Origin of the sequence: Marinobacter shunpengi (assembly GCF_045449715.1) — a bacterium.
Classification (GTDB): Bacteria; Pseudomonadota; Gammaproteobacteria; order Pseudomonadales; family Oleiphilaceae; genus Marinobacter.
Map to the genome: position 1 here is coordinate 188,892 of NZ_JBJJLA010000017.1, position 24,000 is coordinate 212,891.

17 protein-coding genes and 1 tRNA gene are annotated in these 24,000 nt (G+C 60.5%); 16 read left to right on the top strand and 2 right to left on the bottom strand.

Annotated features, from left to right (window positions below; translation table 11 throughout):
- Positions 1–45 precede the first annotated feature (45 nt).
- The 10 genes from tpiA to pnp all read left to right on the top strand — a co-directional run bounded on the left by tpiA (position 46) and on the right by pnp (position 10,472).
- Positions 46–801, top strand: coding sequence for a triose-phosphate isomerase (gene tpiA / locus ACJO3T_RS11440; RefSeq protein WP_406978516.1), 756 nt, complete (start codon positions 46–48; stop codon positions 799–801).
- Between the two features lie 65 nt (positions 802–866).
- The gene (gene secG / locus ACJO3T_RS11445; RefSeq protein ID WP_406963770.1) at positions 867–1,268 is read left to right on the top strand and encodes a preprotein translocase subunit SecG; all 402 of its coding nucleotides are present in this window, start codon (positions 867–869) and stop codon (positions 1,266–1,268) included.
- 6 nt (positions 1,269–1,274) lie between these two features.
- A tRNA-Leu gene (locus ACJO3T_RS11450) sits at positions 1,275–1,359 on the top strand.
- A gap of 390 nt (positions 1,360–1,749) precedes the next feature.
- Complete coding sequence (rimP, locus tag ACJO3T_RS11455; RefSeq protein WP_406963771.1) at positions 1,750–2,211, top strand: ribosome maturation factor RimP; 462 nt, start codon at positions 1,750–1,752, stop codon at positions 2,209–2,211.
- Positions 2,212–2,257: 46 nt separating this feature from the next.
- A complete protein-coding gene (gene nusA, locus ACJO3T_RS11460) occupies positions 2,258–3,751 on the top strand; it encodes a transcription termination factor NusA (RefSeq protein ID WP_406963772.1) in 1,494 nt (497 codons plus the stop codon).
- 17 nt (positions 3,752–3,768) lie between these two features.
- Positions 3,769–6,351: a translation initiation factor IF-2 gene (infB, locus tag ACJO3T_RS11465; protein WP_406978517.1), complete on the top strand. Its 2,583-nt coding sequence runs from the start codon at positions 3,769–3,771 to the stop codon at positions 6,349–6,351.
- Positions 6,352–6,762: a 30S ribosome-binding factor RbfA gene (gene rbfA, locus ACJO3T_RS11470; RefSeq protein WP_406963774.1), complete on the top strand. Its 411-nt coding sequence runs from the start codon at positions 6,352–6,354 to the stop codon at positions 6,760–6,762.
- A gap of 3 nt (positions 6,763–6,765) precedes the next feature.
- A complete protein-coding gene (gene truB, locus ACJO3T_RS11475) occupies positions 6,766–7,692 on the top strand; it encodes a tRNA pseudouridine(55) synthase TruB (protein WP_406963775.1) in 927 nt (308 codons plus the stop codon).
- A gap of 86 nt (positions 7,693–7,778) precedes the next feature.
- Positions 7,779–8,048, top strand: coding sequence for a 30S ribosomal protein S15 (gene rpsO, locus ACJO3T_RS11480; RefSeq protein WP_406963776.1), 270 nt, complete (start codon positions 7,779–7,781; stop codon positions 8,046–8,048).
- A 306-nt stretch (positions 8,049–8,354) separates the two neighbouring features.
- The gene (gene pnp / locus ACJO3T_RS11485) at positions 8,355–10,472 is read left to right on the top strand and encodes a polyribonucleotide nucleotidyltransferase (protein WP_406963777.1); all 2,118 of its coding nucleotides are present in this window, start codon (positions 8,355–8,357) and stop codon (positions 10,470–10,472) included.
- Positions 10,473–10,603: 131 nt separating this feature from the next.
- Here the strand turns inward: pnp and ACJO3T_RS11490 are convergent, their stop codons facing one another.
- Positions 10,604–11,968 (bottom strand): KamA family radical SAM protein, encoded by a 1,365-nt coding sequence (locus tag ACJO3T_RS11490; RefSeq protein ID WP_406963778.1) that lies wholly within the window; start codon positions 11,966–11,968, stop codon positions 10,604–10,606.
- Between the two features lie 590 nt (positions 11,969–12,558).
- Between ACJO3T_RS11490 and aceE the strand changes: the two genes are divergently transcribed.
- Together aceE and aceF are read left to right on the top strand one after the other, a co-directional pair.
- A complete protein-coding gene (aceE, locus tag ACJO3T_RS11495; protein WP_406978518.1) occupies positions 12,559–15,228 on the top strand; it encodes a pyruvate dehydrogenase (acetyl-transferring), homodimeric type in 2,670 nt (889 codons plus the stop codon).
- Between the two features lie 10 nt (positions 15,229–15,238).
- A complete protein-coding gene (gene aceF, locus ACJO3T_RS11500) occupies positions 15,239–16,963 on the top strand; it encodes a dihydrolipoyllysine-residue acetyltransferase (RefSeq protein ID WP_406978519.1) in 1,725 nt (574 codons plus the stop codon).
- Between the two features lie 79 nt (positions 16,964–17,042).
- Here aceF and ACJO3T_RS11505 read toward each other — a convergent pair whose 3' ends face one another.
- Positions 17,043–18,182, bottom strand: coding sequence for a DcaP family trimeric outer membrane transporter (locus ACJO3T_RS11505; protein ID WP_406978520.1), 1,140 nt, complete (start codon positions 18,180–18,182; stop codon positions 17,043–17,045).
- A 212-nt stretch (positions 18,183–18,394) separates the two neighbouring features.
- On the opposite strand from ACJO3T_RS11505, the gene ACJO3T_RS11510 reads away from it, so the two are divergent.
- The 4 genes from ACJO3T_RS11510 (at position 18,395) to astD (ending at position 23,926) form a co-directional block, all read left to right on the top strand.
- Positions 18,395–19,873 (top strand): exonuclease domain-containing protein, encoded by a 1,479-nt coding sequence (locus ACJO3T_RS11510; protein WP_406978521.1) that lies wholly within the window; start codon positions 18,395–18,397, stop codon positions 19,871–19,873.
- 86 nt (positions 19,874–19,959) lie between these two features.
- Positions 19,960–21,174, top strand: coding sequence for an aspartate aminotransferase family protein (locus ACJO3T_RS11515; RefSeq protein WP_406978522.1), 1,215 nt, complete (start codon positions 19,960–19,962; stop codon positions 21,172–21,174).
- Between the two features lie 174 nt (positions 21,175–21,348).
- Positions 21,349–22,392 carry an arginine N-succinyltransferase gene (astA, locus tag ACJO3T_RS11520; protein WP_406978523.1) on the top strand — a complete coding sequence of 348 codons (1,044 nt, stop codon included), beginning with the start codon at positions 21,349–21,351 and terminating at the stop codon, positions 22,390–22,392.
- Between the two features lie 61 nt (positions 22,393–22,453).
- On the top strand, positions 22,454–23,926 hold the full coding sequence (gene astD / locus ACJO3T_RS11525) for a succinylglutamate-semialdehyde dehydrogenase (RefSeq protein WP_406978524.1): 1,473 nt from the start codon (positions 22,454–22,456) through the stop codon (positions 23,924–23,926).
- Positions 23,927–24,000: the final 74 nt, after the last annotated feature.

Consider the following 24,000-nt stretch of genomic DNA (forward strand, 5'->3'; position numbering starts at 1 on the left):
GTTTCTGGATGACCCCCGGTACCGCAACTTCGATAATGGAATGCCATGCGCAGACAGATCGTTGCAGCTAACTGGAAGATGAACGGCTCAAGTGAGCTGGTTCAGGAGCTGGTGCCGGCCATCAGGGAATCTGCGGTAGCGCTTGATAATGCCGTCGAGGTTGTTATTATGCCTCCCTCGCTGTACCTGGGCGGGGTGAAAGGTGAGCTTTCGGGCTCCGGTCTGTCCCTCGGTATCCAGAACATTGCCCGCTGGCAGGGCGGTGCCTACACCGGCGAAGTGTCTGCCAGTATGGCGGTGGATGTCGGTTGTGATTACGCCCTGGTAGGGCACTCCGAGCGTCGGCAGCTTTTCGGTGAGACCGATGAGGTCATTGCTGAAAAGGTGGCTCGAGCCCTGGAGGGCGGTCTGAAGGTGATGCTCTGTGTGGGCGAAACCCTGGAAGAGCGTGAAGCCGGTGACGCCGAAGCGGTGGTCTGTCGGCAGGCTGAGGTCGCCCTGGCAGGTGTTGCGGCAGAGTACGCCGAACGCATTGTGGTTGCCTACGAGCCGGTATGGGCCATCGGCACCGGAAAGACCGCGACCGCCGACGATGCCCAGGCCATGCATCGGACTTTGAGGGCAAGGCTCTCGGTGCTGGGTTTTGCCGCAGATGAGATGTCACTGCTTTACGGCGGCAGTGTAAAACCGGATAATGCGGGCGCGCTGTTTGCCCAGCCGGATATCGACGGCGGCCTGATTGGCGGTGCGTCATTGAAAGCAAACGATTTTATCGCGATTTGCCAGGCAGCAAAGGCATAAGACCAGGCAGGATCATATGAATACCGCAGTCAGTTGTTGGCTGTGCAAGGTGACAGAGAGCATTTATGGACTGGATGGAAACACTGGTTGTCGTCGTGCACGTGGTGATTGCCGTGGCACTGGTGGGTCTGATTCTGATCCAGCAGGGCAAGGGTGCTGATGCGGGCGCAGCCTTCGGTGGCGGTGCTTCCCAGACGGTTTTCGGTAGTCAGGGCAGCGGCAGCTTCCTGACCCGGATGACCAGTATTCTGGCGCTGGTATTCTTTGTGACGAGTTTTTCGCTGGCGATCTTCGCCAAGCAGCGTGCGGAAGTCGCCGGTCAGGCCGGTGTTCCCGTCGTCGAGCAGGTGCAGGAGTCTGCGCCCGCTGAGTCCGCTGCCGGTGAAGAAAGTGACGGTGAGGGCGCTGCCCCGAGCCTCAGCGAAGAAGAGAGCGGTGATGGCGATGCCATCCCCGAGCTCGAGTGAGTTATTGCCGAAGTGGTGGAACTGGTAGACACGCTATCTTGAGGGGGTAGTGGCGTAAGCCGTGCCGGTTCGAGTCCGGCCTTCGGCACCATACAAGAAACGGCTTGGAGTCGTGTGCCCCAAGCCGTTTTTTTTGGTCAGTCCTTGACCATGGTCGCGCGGATCCTTATACTCCGGCGATTATTGAAGCGGTCTGGCGCGTAGGGTTTTGTTCCCGTCAGGTCGTGGTGACAGGCCAGGTGTCTGTCGGCGGAACGCCGCTGTGGTTTCCGCGATTACTTGCAACAAAAAGCCCCACAGGCAGGTAGTTCCGGTGCAAGGCGCACGGACTGTCTGAGCAGGCGGGGCTTTTTGATTAAGGGGCCTGGCGCGTCGGGCCCTGGTGCATGAAAGGGCTGCCAGACAGCCCTTTTTTTGTTTTTGTGGTCTGAAAATCCGTGCCGCCTGGGGCAGGTGGCCTACAACAGGAGTCTCAACGGACTTGTCTGCGAAGCTGAACAAACTGGATGAAATCCTCCGGCCGGTGGTCGAGGGGCTTGGTTACGAACTCTGGGGGATTGAATTCCGCTCCCAGGGTCGCCACTCGTTACTGCGACTGTTTATTGATGATCCGCAGGATGGCATCAGCGTCGAGGATTGCGAGAAGGTCAGTCGGCAGGTCAGCGGTGTGCTGGATGTCGAGGATCCAATCGCAAACGAGTACACCCTGGAAGTGTCGTCACCGGGGATGGACCGGCCCCTGTTCTATCTGGACCAGTTCAATGACTGGGCGGGACACCAGGTCAATATCCGGCTGCGGATGGCCTTTGAGGGCCGGCGCAGGTTCCAGGGCGTCCTGAAGGGCACCGAAGGTGGTGACGTGGTGGTTGTGGTGGATGACCACGAGTACCTGCTGCCGTTCGAAAGTATTGATAAAGCCAACATTGTGCCGGTTTTCGAGTAAGGCCGGGTGACTGCAAGTCTGAGAATTTTAAGGGCAGGGCATTTCAATGAGTAAAGAAATCCTGATGGTGGTTGAGGCCGTTTCCAACGAGAAGGGCGTTGAGAAAGACGTCATTTTCGAGGCCATCGAGCTGGCACTGGCAACCGCAGCCAAGAAGCGCTTTGAGGAAGAAGAAGCGGATATCCGGGTTGCCATCGACCGTCGCACCGGTGAGTACGAGACCTTCCGCCGCTGGCTGGTGGTGGACAACGACGCCGTCCCCGCACTGGGTACCGAACTTACCTTGCAGGAGGCGGAAGAGATCGACCCTGGCCTCAAGCCCGGCGATATCTACGAAGAGAAGACCGAGTCCGAGAGCTTTGGTCGGATCGGTGCCCAGGCCGCCAAACAGATTATCTTCCAGAAGGTGCGCGAAGCCGAGCGCATGCGTATCGTTGACAGCTACCGCGACCGCGTGGGCGAGTTGATCTCCGGTACGGTCAAGAAGGTGACACGGGACAATGTCATCATCGACCTGGGGAATAACGCCGAAGCCCTGCTGCCCCGGGATCAGCTGATTCCCCGGGAAACCTTCCGCATGGGCGATCGGGTTCGCTCGCTGCTTCAGGACATCCGCACCGATCACCGCGGCCCGCAGCTTATGCTCAGCCGCACCGACCCGCAGATGCTGATCGAGCTGTTCCGTATCGAGGTACCGGAAATCGCCGAGGACCTGATTGAGATCCGCGGTGCCGCCCGCGATCCCGGCTCCCGCGCCAAGATTGCGGTCAAGACCAACGACCGTCGAATCGACCCGGTCGGGGCCTGTGTCGGTATGCGTGGTTCCCGTGTTCAGGCCGTGTCCAACGAACTGGCTGGTGAGCGTGTCGATATTGTGCTGTGGGACGACAACCCGGCACAGCTGGTGATCAACGCCATGGCGCCGGCGGAAGTGGCGTCCATCGTCATGGACGAAGACAGTCACACCATGGAAGTGGCCGTGGCCGAGGACAACCTGGCCCAGGCCATTGGCCGTAACGGCCAGAACGTCCGCCTTGCCAGTGACCTCACCGGCTGGACGTTGAACGTGATGACCGAAGAGGAGGCGGGCGAGCGCCAGGAGCAGGAGTACAATCGCCTGCTGAACCACTTTATGGAAAACCTGGACGTGGACGAGGAGTTTGCCGGCGTCCTGATTGAAGAGGGGTTCACTTCCCTGGAGGAAGTGGCCTATGTCCCCATGGAGGAGATGCTTGCCATCGAAGGCTTTGATGAGGAAACCGTCACCGAATTGCGCCGCCGGGCGAAGGATGTCCTGCTGAACAAGGCCCTGGCCAGTGAAGAAGCCCTGGAGGGCAACGAACCGGAAGAAGACCTCCTGGGCATGGACGGTATGGACCGTACCCTCGCGTTCAAGCTTGCGGGTATGGGGGTTCGTACCATGGAGGACCTCGCCGAGCAGTCTGTTGATGACCTGCTCGACATCGAAGGTATGGATGAAGAGCGTGCTGGTCAGTTGATCATGACGGCGCGTGCACCCTGGTTTGAAGACCAGGCTTAACCGGGAGGAGGACCAGTATGGCAGAAGTAACCGTTAAACAACTGGCCGATGATGTAGGCGCTCCCGTGGATCGTTTGCTGCGTCAGATCGTGGAAGCCGGCCTTGAGGCCCGTTCCGAGAATGATTCCGTGACCAGCGATGAGAAACAGCAGTTGCTGACGTATCTGCGCAAGAACCACGGTGAGGCCGCCGCCGAACCGAGCAAGATAACCCTCAAGCGGAAGACAACCACGACCCTGAAGACTGGTGGTGGCAACCGCGGCAAGACCGTCAACGTCGAAGTGCGCAAGCGTCGTACCTACGTGAAGCGCACGGAACTGCAGCCAGAGGCAGAGGCGGAGCAGCCGGAAGCCCCGGTGGAAGAGAAGGCGGAATCAGCGCCACAGCCGCAGCCGCAGCCGACCGCTGAGGCGGCACCGGAGCAGCCCTCTCAGGAGTCAGAGCCGGCCAAGCCGGAGCCGACCCCGGAAACCGGCCCCATTGCCGTTGGCGAGGAAAGTGCGAAAGAGGAAACCAACAAGGCGGTGAAACCAGCCAACACGGCAGCGGAAGACGATATGCCGATGCCGCCGCCGGACCCTGAAACCGCGAAGGACAAGGAACGCAAGGCCAAGAAGAAGAAAGAGAAGGCCCGTGAGCGCTCCGACGAGGTGGAAGAAGGCAAGCCGAAGAAGAAGTCCGCCGGTCATCGCGGACCTCGTAGTCGCCCGGTGGAAGAGCCCATCGTGATGTCCGAAGAAGAAGAGGACACCACCCTGCGCAAGCCGTTGCGGGCGAAAAAGAAACCCAAAGAGAAAAGGCATGGCTTCGAGAAGCCAACCAAACCAATGGTCAGAGAAGTCGAAATCCCCGAAACGATTACCGTTGGTGATCTCGCCCAGCGCATGGCCGTCAAGGCAGCCGATGTGATCAAGACCCTGATGGGTATGGGTGTGATGGCCACTATTAACCAGGCCCTGGACCAGGAAACCGCTGTGCTGGTCACCGAGGAACTGGGACACAAGCCCAAGACGGTCAGTGAGGATGCCTTTGAAGAAGAGGTGATCAGCGAGATCGCCGCCGAGAGCGGAGGCGAAAAATCCCGTCGCGCGCCGGTGGTCAGTGTTATGGGTCACGTTGACCATGGCAAGACCTCACTGCTGGACTATATCCGTCGCACCAAGGTTGCGTCAGGCGAGTCCGGTGGTATTACCCAGCATATCGGCGCCTACCACGTGGAAACCGATCACGGCATGGTGTCCTTCCTGGATACCCCGGGCCACGCGGCGTTTACCGCCATGCGTGCCCGTGGTGCTCAGTGTACCGATATCGTCATCCTGGTGGTGGCCGCCGACGACGGTGTCATGCCACAGACCAAGGAAGCTGTGGACCATGCGCGTTCAGCCGGCGTGCCCCTGGTCATTGCCATCAACAAGATGGACAAGGAAGAGGCCGACCCGGACCGCATCAAGAACGAACTGGCCGGCATGGACGTGATTCCCGAAGAGTGGGGCGGCGACGTACAGTTCGTGCCGGTATCCGCTCATACCGGCGATGGCATCGAGAACCTGCTTGAAGCGGTACTGCTGCAGGCGGAGATTCTTGAGCTGGAAGCAGTCAGGGATGCGCCGGCCAAGGGCGTGGTGGTGGAATCCTCCCTGGAACGTGGTCGTGGTTCTGTCGCTACTGTGCTGGTCCAGAACGGCACGCTTCGTCAGGGTGAGATGGTCGTTGCAGGCGCCTGGTACGGTAAGGTCCGTGCCATGACCGATGAAGCCGGCAAGCAGGTTAAGGAAGCGGGGCCGTCTATTCCCGTGGAGATCCTGGGTCTCAACGGTACCCCGGACGCCGGTGACGAGTTCTTCGCCGTGGCCGATGAGCGTAAGGCGAAGGAACTGGCCGAGTTCCGACAGACCCGTGAGCGTGAGCAGCGGCTGCAGCGTCAGCAGGCGGCCAAGCTGGAGAACCTGTTCGAGAATATGGGCAAGGACGAGGTCAAGACCCTCAACGTGGTACTCAAGACCGACGTTCGTGGTTCCCTGGAAGCCATCACCAAGGCGCTGCTGGACCTGGGGAATGACGAGGTCCAGGTGAAGATTGTGTCCTCCGGCGTGGGTGGTATCGCCGAGACCGATATCAGTCTGGCAGTGGCGTCCAACGCGGTGGTCTTCGGCTTTAACGTCCGTGCCGATACCTCGGCCAAGCGCCTGGTGGAGCAGGAAGGTGTCGATCTTCGCTACTACAGCATCATCTACAACCTGATCGACGATGTGAAGGCGGCCCTGACCGGCATGCTGGCGCCCGAATTCCGGGAAGATATCGTAGGTATCGCCGAGGTGCGGGACGTGTTCCGCTCACCGAAGTTCGGCCAGGTGGCCGGCTGTATGGTGGTGGAAGGTACCGTCTACCGGAATAAGCCGATCCGCGTGCTGCGTGACAATGTGGTGATCTTCGAGGGTGAGCTGGAATCCCTGCGCCGCTTCAAGGATGACGTGCCGGAAGTACGCAACGGCATGGAGTGTGGTATCGGCGTTAAGGGCTACGATGTGAAAGTAGGCGACCAGATCGAGGTGTTTGATCGGGTTCGTGTCGAACGCAAGCTGGAATCCACGGGATCATAAATGCCAAGAGAGTTCAGTCGTCTCGACCGCATTGGTGACCAGATCCAGAAGGAGCTGTCCCATCTGATCATGCGGGAGGTCAAGGACCCCCGCGTGGGTATGGTGACCATCAATGCGGTGCGTGTCAGCCGGGACCTCGGCTATGCCGATATCTACGTCTCCCTGCTGAGTACCGAGGAGCTGACGGAGGAGTCCGGCGAGGTGCAGGACTCCCTGAAAGTGCTGCGCAATGCCTCCGGATTCCTCCGGGGGCAGCTCGGTCGCGCCATGAAGCTGCGGGTGATTCCGCAGCTTCGTTTCCACTTCGACACCCTGCAGGGCCAGAGCCGTCACATCGACAGCCTGATCAACCAGGCCGTTGGCAAGAAGCCTGCGGTGGGTCGGGATGACGATGCCGGCGAGGAGACCTGACGCTTGGCTCGCAGACGAAAGGGCCGTGACGTCAACGGCATCCTGGTCATCGACAAGCCGGCGGGGGTGACGTCCAACGGTGTCCTCCAGCAGGTCAAGCGTCTCTATGGTGCCGCCAAGGCGGGACACACCGGGGCGCTGGATCCCCTGGCTACCGGTGTGCTGCCATTGTGTTTTGGCGAGGCCACCAAGTTCTCCCAGTTGATGCTCGACAGTGACAAGGCCTATGTCACCACCGCCCGCCTGGGTATCCGTACAGAAACCGCCGACAGCGAGGGAGCTGTGGTGGCGGAGCGTCCGGTACCGCCCGGATTGACCGAAAGTGATATCGAATCAGTGTTGACGGATTTCCGGGGTGATATCGAGCAGGTGCCATCCATGTACTCGGCCCTCAAGCACCAGGGGCGGCCCCTCTATGAATACGCCCGGGAAGGCATTGAGGTGGAGCGGCCCGCGCGCCCGGTGACCATCCATGAACTGACGCTTCTGGCGGTTCGCGACGGAGAGTTGGACTTGGCGGTGCATTGCACCAAGGGCACCTACGTCCGCAACCTGGTGGAAGACATCGGCGAAGCTCTTGGCTGCGGTGCCCATGTGTCCGCATTGCGCCGCACACTGGCGTCGGGATTCACGCTGGACGATGTTCACCAGGTCGCGGATCTTGAGCAGATGCGGGAGCAGGGCGAGTCCCTGGATGGCCTGCTGGTGGCCCCGGACAAGGCCCTGACCATGTTCCCGGAACTGGCTCTGGAGGGGCAAAATTTACGGTCGATATTGAACGGACAACCCGTTAGAATATCGGGTCAGTCTTTCTCCGGACCGGTCAGGCTCTACGGTGACAGCCTTTTCGTCGGTCTCGGAGAAGGGCAGCCGGATGGCGATGACGCGATCAAGATCGTGCCACGTCGTCTGGTTTCAAGCAGTCGGTAGCCTTCGGGAAACCGCTGCCTAGCCGGGCTGCAGAGATGCGCGGTTCGGCCGGATGATTTCAGGCATCGCATACAATGAGGTGATTTATGGCACTTTCAGCCGAGGAAAAAGCACAGATCGTCAAGGACTACCAGCAAGGCGATAGCGACACAGGTTCTCCTGAAGTACAGGTTGCCCTGCTGAGCGCTAACATCGACAAGCTGCAGGACCACTTCAAGGCCAACAAGCAGGATCACCATTCCCGCCGCGGCCTGATTCGCATGGTTAACCAGCGTCGTAAGCTGCTGGACTACCTGAAGCGCAAAAACGCCGACCGTTACCTGGAACTGATCCAGCGTCTGGGTCTGCGTCGCTAAGCGGACGACCTGCCGGCCGGTGCCATCCTGGTGCCGGCCTGTGCTCCGATGGCTGGGACGGGTTTCGGTCCGTGCCTGTCATCGGGGTATGCTTTTCCACCCTAACCGGTACCAGAACCGGTTGTTACGCCACTACCGAAGTGCTTCTGCTGTCATGACCGAGAGCGCCGATAGCAGGTTGTTGAAAGGCCCGGGCTTTGTGCTCCGGGGTTTTGCAACAGCCTGTTCGCTTTCCGGTAGCAGGGTTTCGGGACCGCGTCATCCTGGTCTGGTGCATTGGACACTCAAGCGAAATCAGGAGCTATTGTGATTCCACAAGCAACCAAGAAAACCTTCGAGCTCGGCGGTAAGACCGTCACCCTCGAAACGGGCCGTATTGCCCGCCAGGCCACCGGCTCGGTGCTGGTGACCATCGACGATATTTCCGTACTGGGTACGGTGGTTGGTGCAAAAGAGGCCAAACCCGGTCAGCCTTTTTTCCCGCTGACCGTCAACTATTTCGAGAAGACTTACGCCGTGGGCAAGATTCCCGGTGGTTTCTTCAAGCGTGAGGGGCGTCCTTCCGAGAAGGAAACCCTGACCTCCCGCCTGATCGACCGTCCGATTCGTCCCCTGTTTCCCAACGGGTACATGAACGAAACCCAGGTCATCCTGACGGTCATGTCTTCCAGCAAGACCCAGGATCCGGACATTGCCGCCATGCTGGCCGCTTCCGCTGCCCTGTCCATCTCCGGTATTCCGTTTGATGGCCCCATTGGTGCCTCCCGTGTGGCGTTCACCAATGAGCGTGGCTACTTCCTGAACCCGACCTTCGAAGAGCTGGAAACCTCGCTGCTGGACATGGTGGTTGCCGGTACTGAAGATGCCGTGCTGATGGTTGAATCCGAAGCCAAGGGCCTGACCGAAGACCAGATGCTGGGCGGCGTGCTGTTTGCCCATCAGGAGATGCAGTCCGCGGTTGCCGCCATCAAGGAGTTTGCTGCGGAAGTCGGTAAACCTCGCTGGGACTGGCAGCCGGAGCCGGAAAATACGGATCTGCTGAATGCCATCAAGGAAGGTTTCGGCGGTGATATCGCTGAAGCCTACGCTATCCGTGACAAGATGGAGCGGTATGCGAAGCTGAAGGAAATCAAGGACGCCGCCGTCGAGAAGCTGGCCGGCGAAGAAGAGGGCCAGCCCTCTGAAGAAGAGGTCAAGAAGTACTTCGGCAAGGTTGAGAAGAACGTGGTTCGCCAGCAGGTCATCGAAGGCAAGCCCCGTATCGATGGTCGCGACAACAAGACCGTTCGCCCGATCAACATCGAGGTTGGCGTGCTGCCCAGCACCCACGGCTCCGCCCTGTTCACCCGTGGCGAGACCCAGGCCATCGTGACCACTACCCTGGGCACCGCCCGGGACATGCAGATCATCGATGCCCTGGAAGGTGAGCGAAAGGACCCGTTCCTGTTCCACTACAACTTCCCTCCCTATTCCGTGGGTGAGGCCGGTCGTGTTGGTACGCCGGGTCGTCGCGAGGTAGGTCACGGTCGTCTGGCGAAGCGTGGCGTTGCGGCTGTTATGCCGACGATTGAGGAATTCCCGTACACCATCCGCGCCGTATCCGAGATCACCGAGTCCAACGGTTCCAGCTCCATGGCCTCCGTGTGTGGCTCTTCCCTGGCGCTGATGGACGCGGGTGTGCCCATCAAGGCACCGGTAGCCGGTATCGCCATGGGCCTGGTGAAGGAAGGCGAGAAGTTTGCGGTACTGACCGATATCCTGGGTGACGAGGATCACCTGGGTGACATGGACTTCAAGGTGGCCGGTACCTCTGAAGGCGTTACCGCCCTGCAGATGGACATCAAGATCAACGGCATCACCGACGAGATCATGGAGCTTGCCCTGGAGCAGGCCCACGAAGCCCGCCAGCACATCCTGGGTGAAATGGCCAAGGTCATTGCCAAGCCCCGGGCCGAGCTGTCCGAGCGTGCGCCGAGCATCACCACCATCAAGATCCATCCGGACAAGATCCGTGACGTGATCGGCAAGGGCGGCGCCACCATCCGCTCAATCTGTGACGAGACCGGCGCCTCCATCGACCTGGACGATGACGGCAACGTGAAGATCTACGCCGACACCCAGATTGCAGCTCAGGCAGCGGTCAACCGGGTAAAGGAAATCACTGCGGAGATCGAAGTCGGTGCCATCTATAAGGGCAAGGTCGAGCGCATCATGGAATTCGGTGCCTTCGTCAACATCCTGCCCGGCAAGGACGGCCTGGTGCACATCTCCCAAATTTCCGACCAGCGCGTCGAGAACGTCACCGACGTGCTCAGCGAAGGTCAGGTAGTCACCGTCAAGGTGCTGGATGTGGACAACCGTGGCCGCGTAAAGCTGTCCATGAAGGAAGTGAAGGAAGGCGAGCAGCCGACCGACTTCAGCTAAGCATTACGCTGTACCTGAAAGCCGTCCCGGGAGACCGGGGCGGCTTTCTGCGTTATGGGTCCGATAAAATCCCGGCCCACAAAAAAGGGCAGCCCGCGGGCTGCCCTTCTCGGCGTCAGGGGGGGGCTTTATCAGCCGTTACCCTTGCGCATCTGCTCGTACTCGTCCTCGAAGAAGAACTTCTCCTCGCCGAACGCCGGCTCCAGCTCATGCAGCCAGGTGGCGGTGTCGCTGTACTTGGCAAAGAAGGGGCGCTGCACCCAGTCCGGGTTGCGGCCCTGCAGGAAGCGCAGAACGAACACCTTCTCGCCCTTGATCTCGGCGATGCCCTGGATCTCCACTTTGCCGGGGCCGGCACTCATGCTGGGGCCGCGGGCGGTACGGCCCAGGCCGGATACCTGCTTCATGGCTTCCCGATAGACCTCGTAGGCTTTTGCCAGGGGCACCTCGAAGTAGTTCTTGGCGCCGGTGTCCCGCTCCACAAACATGTAGTAGGGGATGATGCCCAGCTTCACCTGCTTCTTCCACAGCCTGGCCCAGGCATCGGCGTCGTCGTTGACGTGCTTGATCAGTGGGCCCTGGGCGCGGATCTCGGCACCGGTGGCACGGATGCGGCGAATGGCCTCTTCCGCGATATCGGTGGTGATCTCCTGCCAGTGGTTGTAATGGGCCATCAGGGCTACGTGCTTGCCGGCATCCACCAGCCTGGCGAACAGCTCGATCAGCTCGTCGGCGTCCTTGTCAGTGACAAAGCGGTACGGCCAGAAGGTCAGCGCCTTGGTGCCGATGCGGATGGTCTGGATATGGTCAAACTCCGGCCCCAGCAGGGGCTCCAGGTACTGCACCAGGTTCTTGGTCTTCATGACCATGGGGTCGCCGCCGGTCATCAGCAGGTCGCTAACCTCGGTGTGCTCCTTCAGGTAGCCGTGCAGTTTCTCGGCGTCGGTGCTGGCCATCTTCAGGTCCTTGTCACCGACAAACTGCGCCCAACGGAAACAGAAGGTGCAGTAGGAGTGGCAGGTCTGCCCCTGGGCGGGGAAGAACAGCACGGTTTCCCGGTACTTGTGTTGCAGGCCTTCCAGGGGCTCGCCGTCCAGCATGGGCTGGTTCATTTCCATCTGGCCCGCCGGGTGCGGGTTCAGTTCGTCGCGGATTTCCTTCGCCACGGACTGGATCAGCTTCTTGTCCGCGCCTTCCCGGTGCAGCCTGGCCATGCGCTCGTAGTGCTCGTCCTTCAGCATTCCCTTCTGCGGGAATACGAGCTGGTAAAGCGGGTCATTGGGAACCTTGTTCCAGTCGATCAGTTCGTTGATCACGTATTCGTTGACCCGGAACGGTAGCACACTGGCCACGACTTTCATTTCGAACAGGGTTTCTTCCGGGAGATTCTGGATAACCTCAATCTTGTCGAGCTGGCGATCGGTGTAAACCTGAAAACGACGCTCTTCAAACTCGACGGTCGGAATCCGGTTCGGAAAGGTGACGATGGAATTCATGAATCGCCCTCTGTCTGAGTGAAATGGCCGGTGACTGACCGGATCGTATCAGTCACCACTGGTCAAAAAACGGGCAGGCAAGTATACCGGAAAGGGACAACATTTTCAGGTCTAATTAAAAGAATCCCCGCCTACCCTGGTTTTCTTCTGGCTATTTTTATGAGATTTCAGGAGATTATGTGATTTATCTGCGTCTTTGGTAAAAATAACGACTTTTAACTGCAATATTTGAGGGGCGGACGGTTCGCTGGAGATCTTTAGTGTGAAAAGCTTTGTGGCCCCGGGGAGATGGAGGCATCCTGACCTCGGGGTAATACGTACATCCCCTATGTGCTCCCGTATCCGCCTTCGACCTTGGTTGGGTTGTGGTCATTGTCCCGCGTTGACTATAGTCTTGAAGTTCCTCTGAAAAATCCCGGCGGCAATGGCGCCCCCGGTTATCACCACAAACCTGTCCCGATACCGGTGAATTCGGTGGGGCTGTTCTATGCTTGTGGTGGCCACTCTTCTCTTCGGGTGTGTTTGCACAGCCTTGAAACACCCCTTCGCGCGGCGCCCTGGCCGCACCATACAAAACATGGGAGGGTTCGATGTACCAGGATGAAGACCCCACTGAAACCAGCGAATGGCTGGACGCACTGGAATCCCTGATCGAGAACGAGGGTGTCGAGCGGGCGAAGTACATCCTTGAGCGATTGTCCGAACGGGCCAGCCGGGAAGGCACGGAACTGCCTTACTCCATCACCACGCCGTTCCGCAACACCATCCCGCTCAGGGACGAGGCCCGCATGCCGGGGGACCTGTTCATGGAACGGCGTATCCGCTCGCTGATCCGCTGGAACGCGCTAGCCATGGTGCTACGGGCCAATAAGCGTCCCGGGGAGCTGGGCGGGCACGTGTCCACGTTCTCGTCCGCCGCCACCCTGTACGACGTGGGCTTCAACTACTTCTTTCACGGTGGTGATGAAAAGCGTGAGGGCGACCTGATCTACTTCCAGGGCCATGCCTCCCCGGGTATTTATGCCCGCTCCTACCTGGAAGGTCGATTTGACGAGGAACAACTGGACAAGTACCGGGAAGAGGTGGACGGCAATGGCCTGTCCTCCTACCCGCACCCCTGGCTGATGCCGGACTACTGGCAGTTCCCCACCGTGTCCATGGGCCTGGGTCCGATCCAGGCCATCTACCAGGCCCACGTCATGAAGTACCTGCACAGTCGTGAGCTGATCGACATGGGCGATCGCAAGGTCTGGTGCTTCGTGGGCGATGGCGAGTGCGACGAACCTGAGACTCTGGGCTCCATCTCCAAGGCCGGTCGCGAGAAGCTGGACAACCTCATTTTCGTGGTGAACTGCAACCTGCAGCGCCTGGACGGCCCGGTACGGGGTAACGGCAAGATCATCCAGGAACTGGAAGGCATCTTCCGGGGTGCCGACTGGAACGTCATCAAGGTGGTCTGGGGCCGCATGTGGGACCCGCTGTTCGAGAAGGACGAGGACGGTGTCATGCAACGGGCCATGGATGAGGCGGTTGACGGCGAATTGCAGAACTACATCAGCCAGGGCCCGGCTTACACCCGCAAGGAATTCTTCGGCAAGTACCCGGAGCTGGCCAAGCTCGCCGAAGACCTGTCCGATGAGGACATCAAGAAGCTCAACCGCGGTGGCCACGACCCCTACAAGGTCTACGCGGCCTACCAGAAAGCGGCCACCGAGGCCAACGGCCGGCCGACCGTGATCCTGGCCCACACCATCAAGGGCTACGGCTTTGGCGCGGCAGGCGAGGCCCAGAACACCGCCCACTCCCTCAAGAAGCTGGACAAGGACGCCCTCAAGGCTTTCCGGGACCGCTTCGGCATCCCCCTGAAGGACGACGAACTGGAGGACGTGCCCTACTATCGTCCGGCGCCTGACAGCCCGGAAATCGTCTACATGAACAAGCGCCGGCAGGAACTGGGCGGCTTCTATCCCAAGCGACGCAAGGACAGCCAGCCCCTGAAGGTGCCCGAGCTGGATATCTTCAAATCCGTGCTGGACGGCTCCGGTGACCGGGAAGTGTCTTCCACCATGACCTTCGTGCGCCTGCTCAACGCCCTGGTGAAGGATAAGCGTGTCGGCAAGCGGGTGGTGCCCATCGTCCCCGACGAGGCAAGAACCTTCGGCATGGAAGGCATGTTCCGCCAGTTGGGTATCTACACCTCCGAAGGCCAGAAGTACGTGCCCCAGGACCGGGACCAGATCATGTACTACCGGGAGGACAAGAAAGGCCAGATCATGCAGGAAGGCATCAACGAGGACGGTTCCATGGCCGCCTGGATGGCTGCCGCCACCTCCTACAGCCACAATAACTTCCCGTTGATCCCGTTCTATATCTTCTACTCCATGTTTGGTTACCAGCGGGTGGGGGACCTGGTCTGGGCCTCCGGCGACATGCAGGCCAAGGGCTTCCTGATCGGCGGCACCGCCGGCCGCACCACGCTGAACGGCGAAGGCCTGCAGCACCAGGATGGCCACAGCCACGTGCTGTTCAACGTCGTGCCTAACTGCCGCAGCTACGACCCGGCCTTCGGCTACGAAATGGCCGTGGTGGTGCAGCATGGCATCAAGGAGATGTTCGAGGACAACCGCCACGTCTTCTACTACCTCACCATCGAGAACGAGAACTACCACCAGCCCGCCATGCCCAAGACCAAGGGCCTGGCCGAGAAAATCATCAAGGGCATGTACAAGTTCGAATCGGTGGAAACCAAGGGCCGCAAGAAGACTCCCCGGGTTCAGTTGCTGGGCTCCGGCGCCATCCTCAACGAGGTCCGGGCAGCGGCACAGCTATTGAAGGATGACTGGGGCGTGGCCAGCGACGTCTGGAGCGTCACCAGCTACAACGAACTGGCCCGGGACGGCATGCACGTGGAGCGCTGGAACCACCTGCATCCGGACGACACCCAGAAAAAGGCCTACGTCACCCAGTGCCTGGAGAAGCAGCAGGGCCCGGTGGTCTCGGCCACTGACTACATCAAGCTGCACTCCGAACAACTGCGGGCCTACATTCCCAAGACCTACTTCACCCTGGGCACCGACGGCTTCGGTCGCAGTGATACCCGCGAGAAACTGCGCCACTTCTTCGAGGTGGACCGGTACTACGTGACGATCAGTGCCCTGTCCGCGTTGGCGAAAGACGGCGAGGTCAAGAACGACCAGGTGCTGGAGGCCATGCGCAAGTACGGCATCGACCGTAACAAACCCAATCCGGTGCTGAGCTGAGGAGGTAACCATGAGTGAACAGGAGATCAAGGTTCCCGACCTCGGCGGCGCGGACGAGGTTGAGGTGATCGAAGTGCTGGTCAGCGAGGGTGACACGGTTGAGGAGGAGGATCCCATCCTGACCGTGGAGTCCGACAAGGCTTCCGTCGAGCTGCCGGCTCCCTATGCCGGCAAGATCACCAAGCTGTCCGTCAAGGTGGGCGACAAGCTCAGCGAGGGCGATGTGGTCGGCACCATCGATGCTGATGGTGCCGGTGGTGACAGCAGCGAGGACAACGACGAAGACGACGAACCGGAAAAAGCCGAGAAGGACAAGGACGAGTCGAAGGAAAAGGATGCCGACTCGGACGGTGACAAGGAAAAGGCGTCGAAAGACGACAGCGAGACCGACAAGCAGAAAAGCTCAGGAAAGAAGGGCGGTAGTCGCAAGGAGACCGTCAAGGTCCCGCCCCTGGACGGCTTCGAGAATGTGCCGGTCATCGAGATCAATGTCAGCGAAGGCGATACCGTCTCCGAGGAAGATCCGCTGGTCACCGTCGAATCCGACAAGGCCACCATGGAAATCCCGTCCCCCTATGCCGGCAAGGTCGGGAAGATCCTGGTGAAGGAAGGGGACAAGCTCTCCGAAGGCGATGACCTGCTGGAGATGACCGTCGAAGAGGCTGGCGGTGACGAAGCCGATGACGCGAACGACACCGGCAAGTCCGAAGAGCCTCGCAGTGACAAGGAGCGCAAACCGGCCAGGGGTGAAAAGGATGCTGGCAAGGAGGAAGCGTCCACCCCGGATGAAGGGCAGGGCGACAGCACCTATCAACCGCCGACGCCCGGCAGCAAGGTCCATGCAGGTCCGGCGGTGCGCAAGGTGGCCCGGGAACTGGGGGCTGATCTCACCAAGGTCAAACCGAGTGGCCCGAAGCACCGCATCCTCAAGGAGGATGTGGAAGCCTACATCCGCCAGAACCTGAAGAAGGTCCAGGAGGGTGGTTCCGTGGAAGGTGCGGGCATCCCGGGCATCAAGCTGCCGGACTTTAGTCAGTTCGGCGAGGTGGAACGGGAAGCCATGTCCCGCATGATGACGGCTACCGCCACCAACATGCAGAAGAGCTGGCTCAACGTGCCCCACGTGACCCAGTTCGACGATGCCGACATCACCGAGATGGAGGCCTTCCGCAAGGGCCAGAAACAGGCGGGCGAGAAAAAGGGCGTCAAGCTCACGCCGCTGCCGTTTATCCTCAAGGCCTGCGCCGCCGCCCTGGAAGCGCTGCCCCAGTTCAACGTGTCTCTGGACATGGAGCGCAAGGAGGTGGTGCGCAAGAAGTACATCCACATCGGCATCGCTGTGGACACGCCCCATGGGCTGATGGTCCCAGTGATCCGGGACGTGGACCAGAAGGGCCTCTGGCAACTGGCGGCGGAAGCCCAGGAACTGGCGGACAAGGCCCGGGACAAGAAGCTCAAGCCGGCAGAGATGCAGGGTGCCTGCTTCTCCATCACCAGCCTGGGTGGCATCGGTGGCACCGCCTTCACGCCCATTGTGAACACGCCGGAAGTGGCGATCCTCGGGGTGTCCAAGGCGGCGATGAAACCGGTGTGGGATGGCGAGGCCTTCCAGCCCCGGCTGATGCTGCCGCTGTCCCTGTCCTACGACCACCGGGCGGTGAATGGCGCCGATGCGGCGCGGTTCACCAACTACCTGGCGCAGGTGTTGGGGGATATCCGGCAGTTGCTGCTTTAGCGGGTAGCCTGATCGGCGAAGGTCGGTAGGAAGAAGAGGCGTCCCCCGGAGCGGGGGACGCCGATTTCAGGTGGGCTTATCAGAAGCTGTAGCGGGATGCGAACATGACCCGTTGGGCGTCTTCGCTATCGCCACTGTAGAGCTCGGACTTGAAGTAACCGTATTCAACGCCCAGCATCACGTGCTCAATGGGATTCCACTGATAGTTCACGAAGGCGTTGCTGTTGGTTTCAACCCGGGCATCCGCCGCTGCGGCGCCCACATCGCTTTCATAGTCGTCCCAGTCCATCTCGACCAAGCCGTAGCCTGCGTTCAGAGTGCCTGCTCCGACATCGGCAGATGCACCGATTGTGCCGCCGTAACCGGAGATGGTTTCCAGGCTGCTGCCATCAAGATAGGCATCGTTCCCGCCAAAGCCACTATCACCGGAACGGTAGAGGTAGCCGTTGGCGCCATCTGAGGCATTCAGTACGCCGTGCAGGGTGAGGGCGTCGGTCAGTGAGATATCAGCGGCAACATAGCCAGCCATGCCAACGGCATTGTCGTCGTCACCGGCATCGCCTTCGTCATAGGACAGGTATTGCAGCAAAGCGCCAGCGCTGAACATCACATTGGAAGTGAGAGCGTCTTCATAGCGAGCGGTAACCACGGGAGCACTCTGCTTTTCGTCATCGGTATCCGCGATTCTCTGAAAGTTGGGGTCTTCCACCGAGAACGACCAGGGGCCGTTAGAGTAGCGAACTTGTGCTGCGCGGTCCTGTATCCCAGCAAGGCCGGCCAGGCCGTCGAAGTCCAGGGTAGGTGTCCAGCCCACGAAACTGGTGTAGTTAGACCAGTTGCGACCGGCCATCCAGTTGCCATATTCACCGTAGGCGCGTAGCAGGCGGAAGTCGCCACCGCGGAAGTCGCCTTCAACGGTTACGCTGACGCCACTGGCGTGGGTGGCGGTGACACCGAGCCGGGACTGCTGCGCGTCGGCATCAAAATGGCCATCCCGGCCATCGTCGTTATCAAACAGGTAAGGGAAGTGACCAGCCTGAGTATCCAGGCCGATGTCCTGATCAATGTCGTAAACCGCATTCAGTTGAGCGTAGCCGTACACGTCGAGCATGACGTCACCTGCTTCGAACTCGACGGCGGCTGCCTGACCGGACGCGATGCCCAGTGCCATTGCAGCGGATGTCAAGCCAATTGCCTTGGCGAGTACATTCTTCTTCATGTTCGTCCTCTCTCTGTTGCGTTACATGTGTAGTTTGCCGTTATTTCTCCGCTTCTTCGGTAGAACACCCCACTAACGTGGCAAACAAGTAACGAAACTGCAATGTTGATAGGCGAATATGAATGATTTTTTAGACGAATTGTGGAGATCTCTCAGTATGTATTCGAAAGCTGCATTAACGAAGTTGGTCTCGCCCTCCGTATAATGCAGGGATGAACGACGGCACCCCTTTGAAAGCCTTCCTGGGCTCCGCAACCCTTGCCTTTCTGGATCTGGAAACCACCGGTGGATCTGCCGGCCACGACCGGATCACGGAAGTCGGCATCCGCTTCTGGCGTGATGGTGAGGTGGTGGGTGAATGGCAGACCCTGGTCAACCCCCAGACCAGGATTCCCGCCTATATCGAGCGTTTCACCGGTATCACCAATGACATGGTTGCCGATGCACCGATGTTCGGGGCCATTGCGGATGAACTCCGGGAGCGCCTGGAGGGCTGTATCTTCGTTGCCCATAACGCCCGCTTCGACTATGGCTTTATCAAGGCGGAGTTCCGTCGCCTGGTGCAACCGTTCTCGGCCCGGGTGCTGTGTACGGTCAAGCTGTCCCGGCGGCTCTATCCTGAACATCGTCGCCACAACATGGACGCCCTGATCCAGCGCCACGGCCTGGCCCAGGTGCAGCGACACCGGGCCATGGGGGATGTTTCCGCGATGGTTGACTTCTTTACCCACGCCCTGGAAGACAAGGGTGTGGACGCCGTAGAGCAGGCGGTCCGCACCCTGCTCCAGCGCCCCAGCGTGCCTTCCCACATGCCACCGGATGTGCTCGACGACATACCGTCGGTGCCCGGCGTCTACCGTTTCTACGGCGAGAACGACGTACTGCTGTACGTGGGCAAGAGCACGAACATCGCCCAGAGGGTCGCCTCCCATTTCTCAGGTGACCACAACTCCAGCAAGGGCGTGAGGCTGTCCGAGAGCATGCGCCGTGTGGACTGGACGGAAACCGCCGGTGAACTGGGCGCACTGTTACTGGAGCTGCGCCAGATCAAGGCCCTGCGGCCGATGTACAACCGCCGTTCCCGTCCCGCCAAGACGCTCTGGAGCATCGAGTTGACCGAAAATGCCCAGGGCTATCTGCAGGCGCGCCTGGTACAGCAGGTCGAACCCCACCGGCTCGGGGACTACTACGGCCTGTTTCGCAGCAAACGCGACGCCCAGAGGGCGCTAACCGGCATTGCCGGCAAGAACGAACTGTGCAACCGCCTGCTGGATCTGGAACCCCCGGATCAGGAAGGACCCTGCTTCCAGCGTACCCTGGGCCGATGCAAGGGCGCCTGCGAAGGCCTTGAGGATGTCATCCGCTACAACCTGCGGGTACAGATCGCCTTCCACAGTCTGCGACTGAAAACCTGGCCCTGGCAGGGGCCGGTGGGCGTGCGGGAACACAACCCCGGTACCGGGCGAACGGAGATCCTGGTGATCTACAACTGGATGCATGTGGTCACCCTGCGCTCTGACGAAGAACTGGAGGACCTCAGCCTTCGCGGCACCGCCGTCACCTTCGATATGGATTCCTACAAACTGGTGGTCAAGGCACTCTCCGGGAAGGGGGTAAAGGGCCTGACAATCCTGGAACTTCCGCCAGTGGGTAGGCCTGACATCCTTGGAGTGGAGCCCGGGACCTCCTGAGTTTTCCTGCACCTGCCCCTCTGGCGTATGATAGGGCTTTACACGCCGGTCCGTTGGCCGGTCCCGGGAAGGTCAGAGAGGAACTTATGAACAGAGAACCCGTCACCCGCGAACTCTTCAACGATGTCATGGTACCCAACTACGCCCCCGGCGCCATGATTCCCGTGCGAGGCGAGGGGTCACGGGTCTGGGACCAGGACGACCGAGAGTACGTCGACTTCGCCGGCGGCATCGCCGTCAACAGCCTGGGACACGCCCACCCGGGTCTGATCGGCGCCCTGTATGAACAGGCAGAAAAGCTCTGGCATGTCTCCAACGTACTCACCAACGAACCGGCCCTGCGCCTGGCCCGCACCCTGTGCGAACTCACCTTCGCCGAGCGTGTGTTCTTCGCCAACTCCGGCGGGGAAGCCAACGAAGCCGCCTTCAAACTCGCCCGTCGCTATGGCTGGCAGCACCATGGCCCGGAAAAACACGAAATTATCGCGTTCACCAACTCTTTCCACGGTCGCACCCTGTTCACCGTCAGCGTCGGTGGCCAGCCCAAGTACCTGGAAGGCTTCGAACCGGCCCCCGGCGGCATCCACCACGCCACCTACAACGACCTGAATTCGGTCAAGGAACTGATCTCGAAGGAAAAGACCTGTGCCGTGGTGGTCGAACCCATCCAGGGCGAGGGCGGCGTCATGCCGGCTGAACCGGAATTCCTGGAAGGCCTGCGGAAACTGTGCGATGACCACGATGCCCTGCTGGTGTTCGACGAAGTCCAGAGCGGCGCCGGACGCACCGGCCACCTCTACGCCTACCAGCACTACGGTGTCACCCCCGACATCCTGACCAGCGCCAAGGGCCTGGGCGGCGGCTTCCCGGTGGCGGCCATGCTGACCACCGCGAAAGTGGCGGCAAGCCTGGGCGTCGGCACCCACGGCAGCACCTACGGCGGCAACCCGCTGGCCTGTGCCGTGGCCCAGAAGGTTGTCGACACCATCAGTCAGCCGGACATCCTCAAGGGCGTGAAGGTCCGTTCCGAAAAACTGCGCAAGGGCATGATGGCCATCGGCGAGAAATACGACATCTTCAGCCATGTGCGCGGAGAAGGCCTGTTGCTGGGCTGTGTCCTGACCGACCAGTGGAAGGGTAAGGCCAAGGAATTCCTGGCGGCGGCCCAGGCGGAGGGTCTTATGATCCTGGTCGCCGGCGCCGACGTGGTCCGCCTGGCTCCGTCACTGATCATCCCGGATCAGGATATCGAGGAAGGGCTTGAGCGCTTTGAGAAAGCGGTGGCTACACTGACCAAGTAGAAGAATCCTGTGGCGAATTGCAGGATGTCGCGGTGGGTGGTCTGGTACTGCTTTCCGGGACCTTCGAAAACAGGGACGTTTTCGAAGAGCCTACAGGGAGGTATTCACGGCGTGTCCCGGAAAGCAGTACCAGATCGCCGACCCAGCACCCAAACCTGAAGTCTTGGAGGGCTTATGCTGATCATCCGGCCACTTCAGCAAACAGATCTGGATGACCTCTACGCCATGGCCGCCTCCGCCGGCAACGGCATGACCACCCTCCCGCCGGAACGCGAACTCCTCCAACGCAAGATCCAGAAAGCCCGGGACACCTTCGAGGGCCGCCGCTCCCCCGACGCGGGCCTCTACCTGTTCGCCCTGGAAGACACCGAACAACCATGCTGCGCCGGCATCAGCGGCATCCAGGCCAGGGTCGGCCTGGACGAAGTGTTCTACAACTATCGCCTCAGCATCACCGTCAGCGACAGCCGCGAACTCGACGTCCATGTCCGCACCCCCACGCTCTACCTCACCAACGACATGACCGACGCCACCGAAATCGGCTCCCTGCTGCTGGCGGACAGCCACCGGGGCGGCGGCAATGGCCTGCTGCTCTCCCGGGCGAGATTCCTGTACCTGGACGAATTCCGCGAACACTTCTCCGACAAGATCTTCGCCGAAATGCGGGGCGTCTCCGACGACCAGGGCCAGAGCCCCCTCTGGGACGCTCTTGGACGACGCTTCTTCGACATGGAATTCGTCGAGGCCGACCGCCTCTCCGCCCGGGGCAACAAATCTTTCATCGCCGAACTCATGCCCCGGTTTCCGATATACCTGTCACTGCTGCCGGAAAGCGCCACCGACGTGATCGGCAAAGTCCACCGCAATACCGAACCAGCCCTGAACATGCTCCAGGCGGAGGGTTTCAACTTCAACGGCCTGGTGGACATCTTCGATGGCGGCCCGGTGGTAGAAGCTTTCCTCCACAACATCCGCACCATCCGCCAGAGCATCCTGCGCCCCGTCAAACGGGTGGACCGGCCGCTGCTGGACAACCTGTCCGCCAGCGACAAGGTCATGATCTCCAACCGCTCCTTCGATGATTTCCGGGTCGGCACGCTTCCCAGGGAGGCCGTACGCGATGACGAAGTACAGGTGCCGGGGCCGATCATGGAGGTGCTGGGCATCAGCGAGGGCGATCAGGTACGTATCGCCTCCTTGAAAGAAACGTTGTTCTGACCAATACCTGTAGGGGTAGAAGGTTTTTTCCCCGCCCTTTCGTCGACCCAGGAGGTGCTTCATGAACCTGACGCTGACCGGTGAACTGTTTATCAATGGTCTGTGGGCCTCGGCCCATGGCGAGGCGCTGGAGTCCCTGCACCCGGTCACCGGGGAAACCGTCTGGCAGGGCTCGGGAGCCGGGATGGACGATGTCCATGCGGCGGTGAATGAAGCCCGCCAGGCATTCGTGGTCTGGTCCCGGACATCCGCCGGTGAGCGTGAGGCGGTGGTTCGCCGTTTCGGCGAATTGCTTGAGGAGCATCGGGAAACGCTGGCTCACCAGATTGGCCGTGAAACCGGCAAGCCGCTGTGGGAGTCACGAACGGAAGTGTCGGCCATGATCGGCAAGATCGATATCTCGATACGGGCCCGGGACGAACGGGCCGGCTTCCGTGAGAGCGATGTGCCTGGAGGCCGGGCGGTCCTGCGGCATAAACCCCATGGCGTGGTGGCAGTATTCGGCCCCTATAACTTCCCCGGTCACCTGCCCAATGGCCATATCGTGCCGGCGTTGCTGGCGGGCAATGCCGTGGTCTTCAAACCCAGTGAACTGGCACCGGGAGTGGCGGAAATGACAGTGCGGCTCTGGCAGCTCGCGGGGTTGCCAGACGGCGTCCTGAACCTGATCCAGGGCGAGGTGGATACCGGCCGGGCCCTGGCGGGGCATGACCAGATTGACGGGCTGTTCTTTACCGGCAGTTCCACGGTTGGTCACCTGCTGCACGAACAGTTCGGCGGGCAGCCCCAGAAGATCCTGGCCCTGGAGATGGGTGGCAACAACCCGTTGATCGTGCAGGACGTGGCGGACACCCGGGCAGCGGTTCACCACACTCTGCAGTCCGCTTTCCTGTCGGCGGGACAGCGGTGTACCTGTGCCCGGCGGCTGCTGGTGCCCTCTGGAAAGGATGGTGATGCGTTCCTGGATGAGTTGGTGAAAGCGGCCGGTAAGCTGTCTGTTGGCCAGTTTGACGAAGACCCCCAGCCATTCATGGGGGCAGTGATTTCGCCGGAGGCGGCGGCCCGGTTAATGGATACCTGGCAGAAGCTGGTCTCGGACGGCGGTCAATCCTTGCTGGAAATGTCCCACAAGCAAGGGACAGGGCTCCTGACGCCGGGTATCGTGGACCTAACCAGGGTCGATGCACCGGACCAGGAGCATTTCGGGCCGCTGTTGAGTGTGTATCGCTATGGGGATTTTGATGAGGCCCTGGCGTTGGCCAATGATACGCGGTTCGGGCTGGCCGCCGGCATCCTGTCGGACAGGCGGGAGCTTTATGACCGGCTGCTGGTGGAGGCCCGGGCCGGCATTGTGAACTGGAACAGGCCGTTGACCGGGGCCAGCAGTGCGGCGCCGTTTGGGGGCGTCGGGGATTCCGGTAACCATCGGCCCAGTGCCTACTACGCGGCGGATTATTGTGCCTGGCCTGTGGCTTCCCTGGAGTCGGAGCGGGTGTCTCTGCCCGAATCTTTGGCTCCTGGTATGAAGCTTTGATTCTTAAGAGCCTCCATGGATGGATTTACGGCGTGTCCCGGAAAGCCTTATCGACCTGTGGGGACCGGCACCGG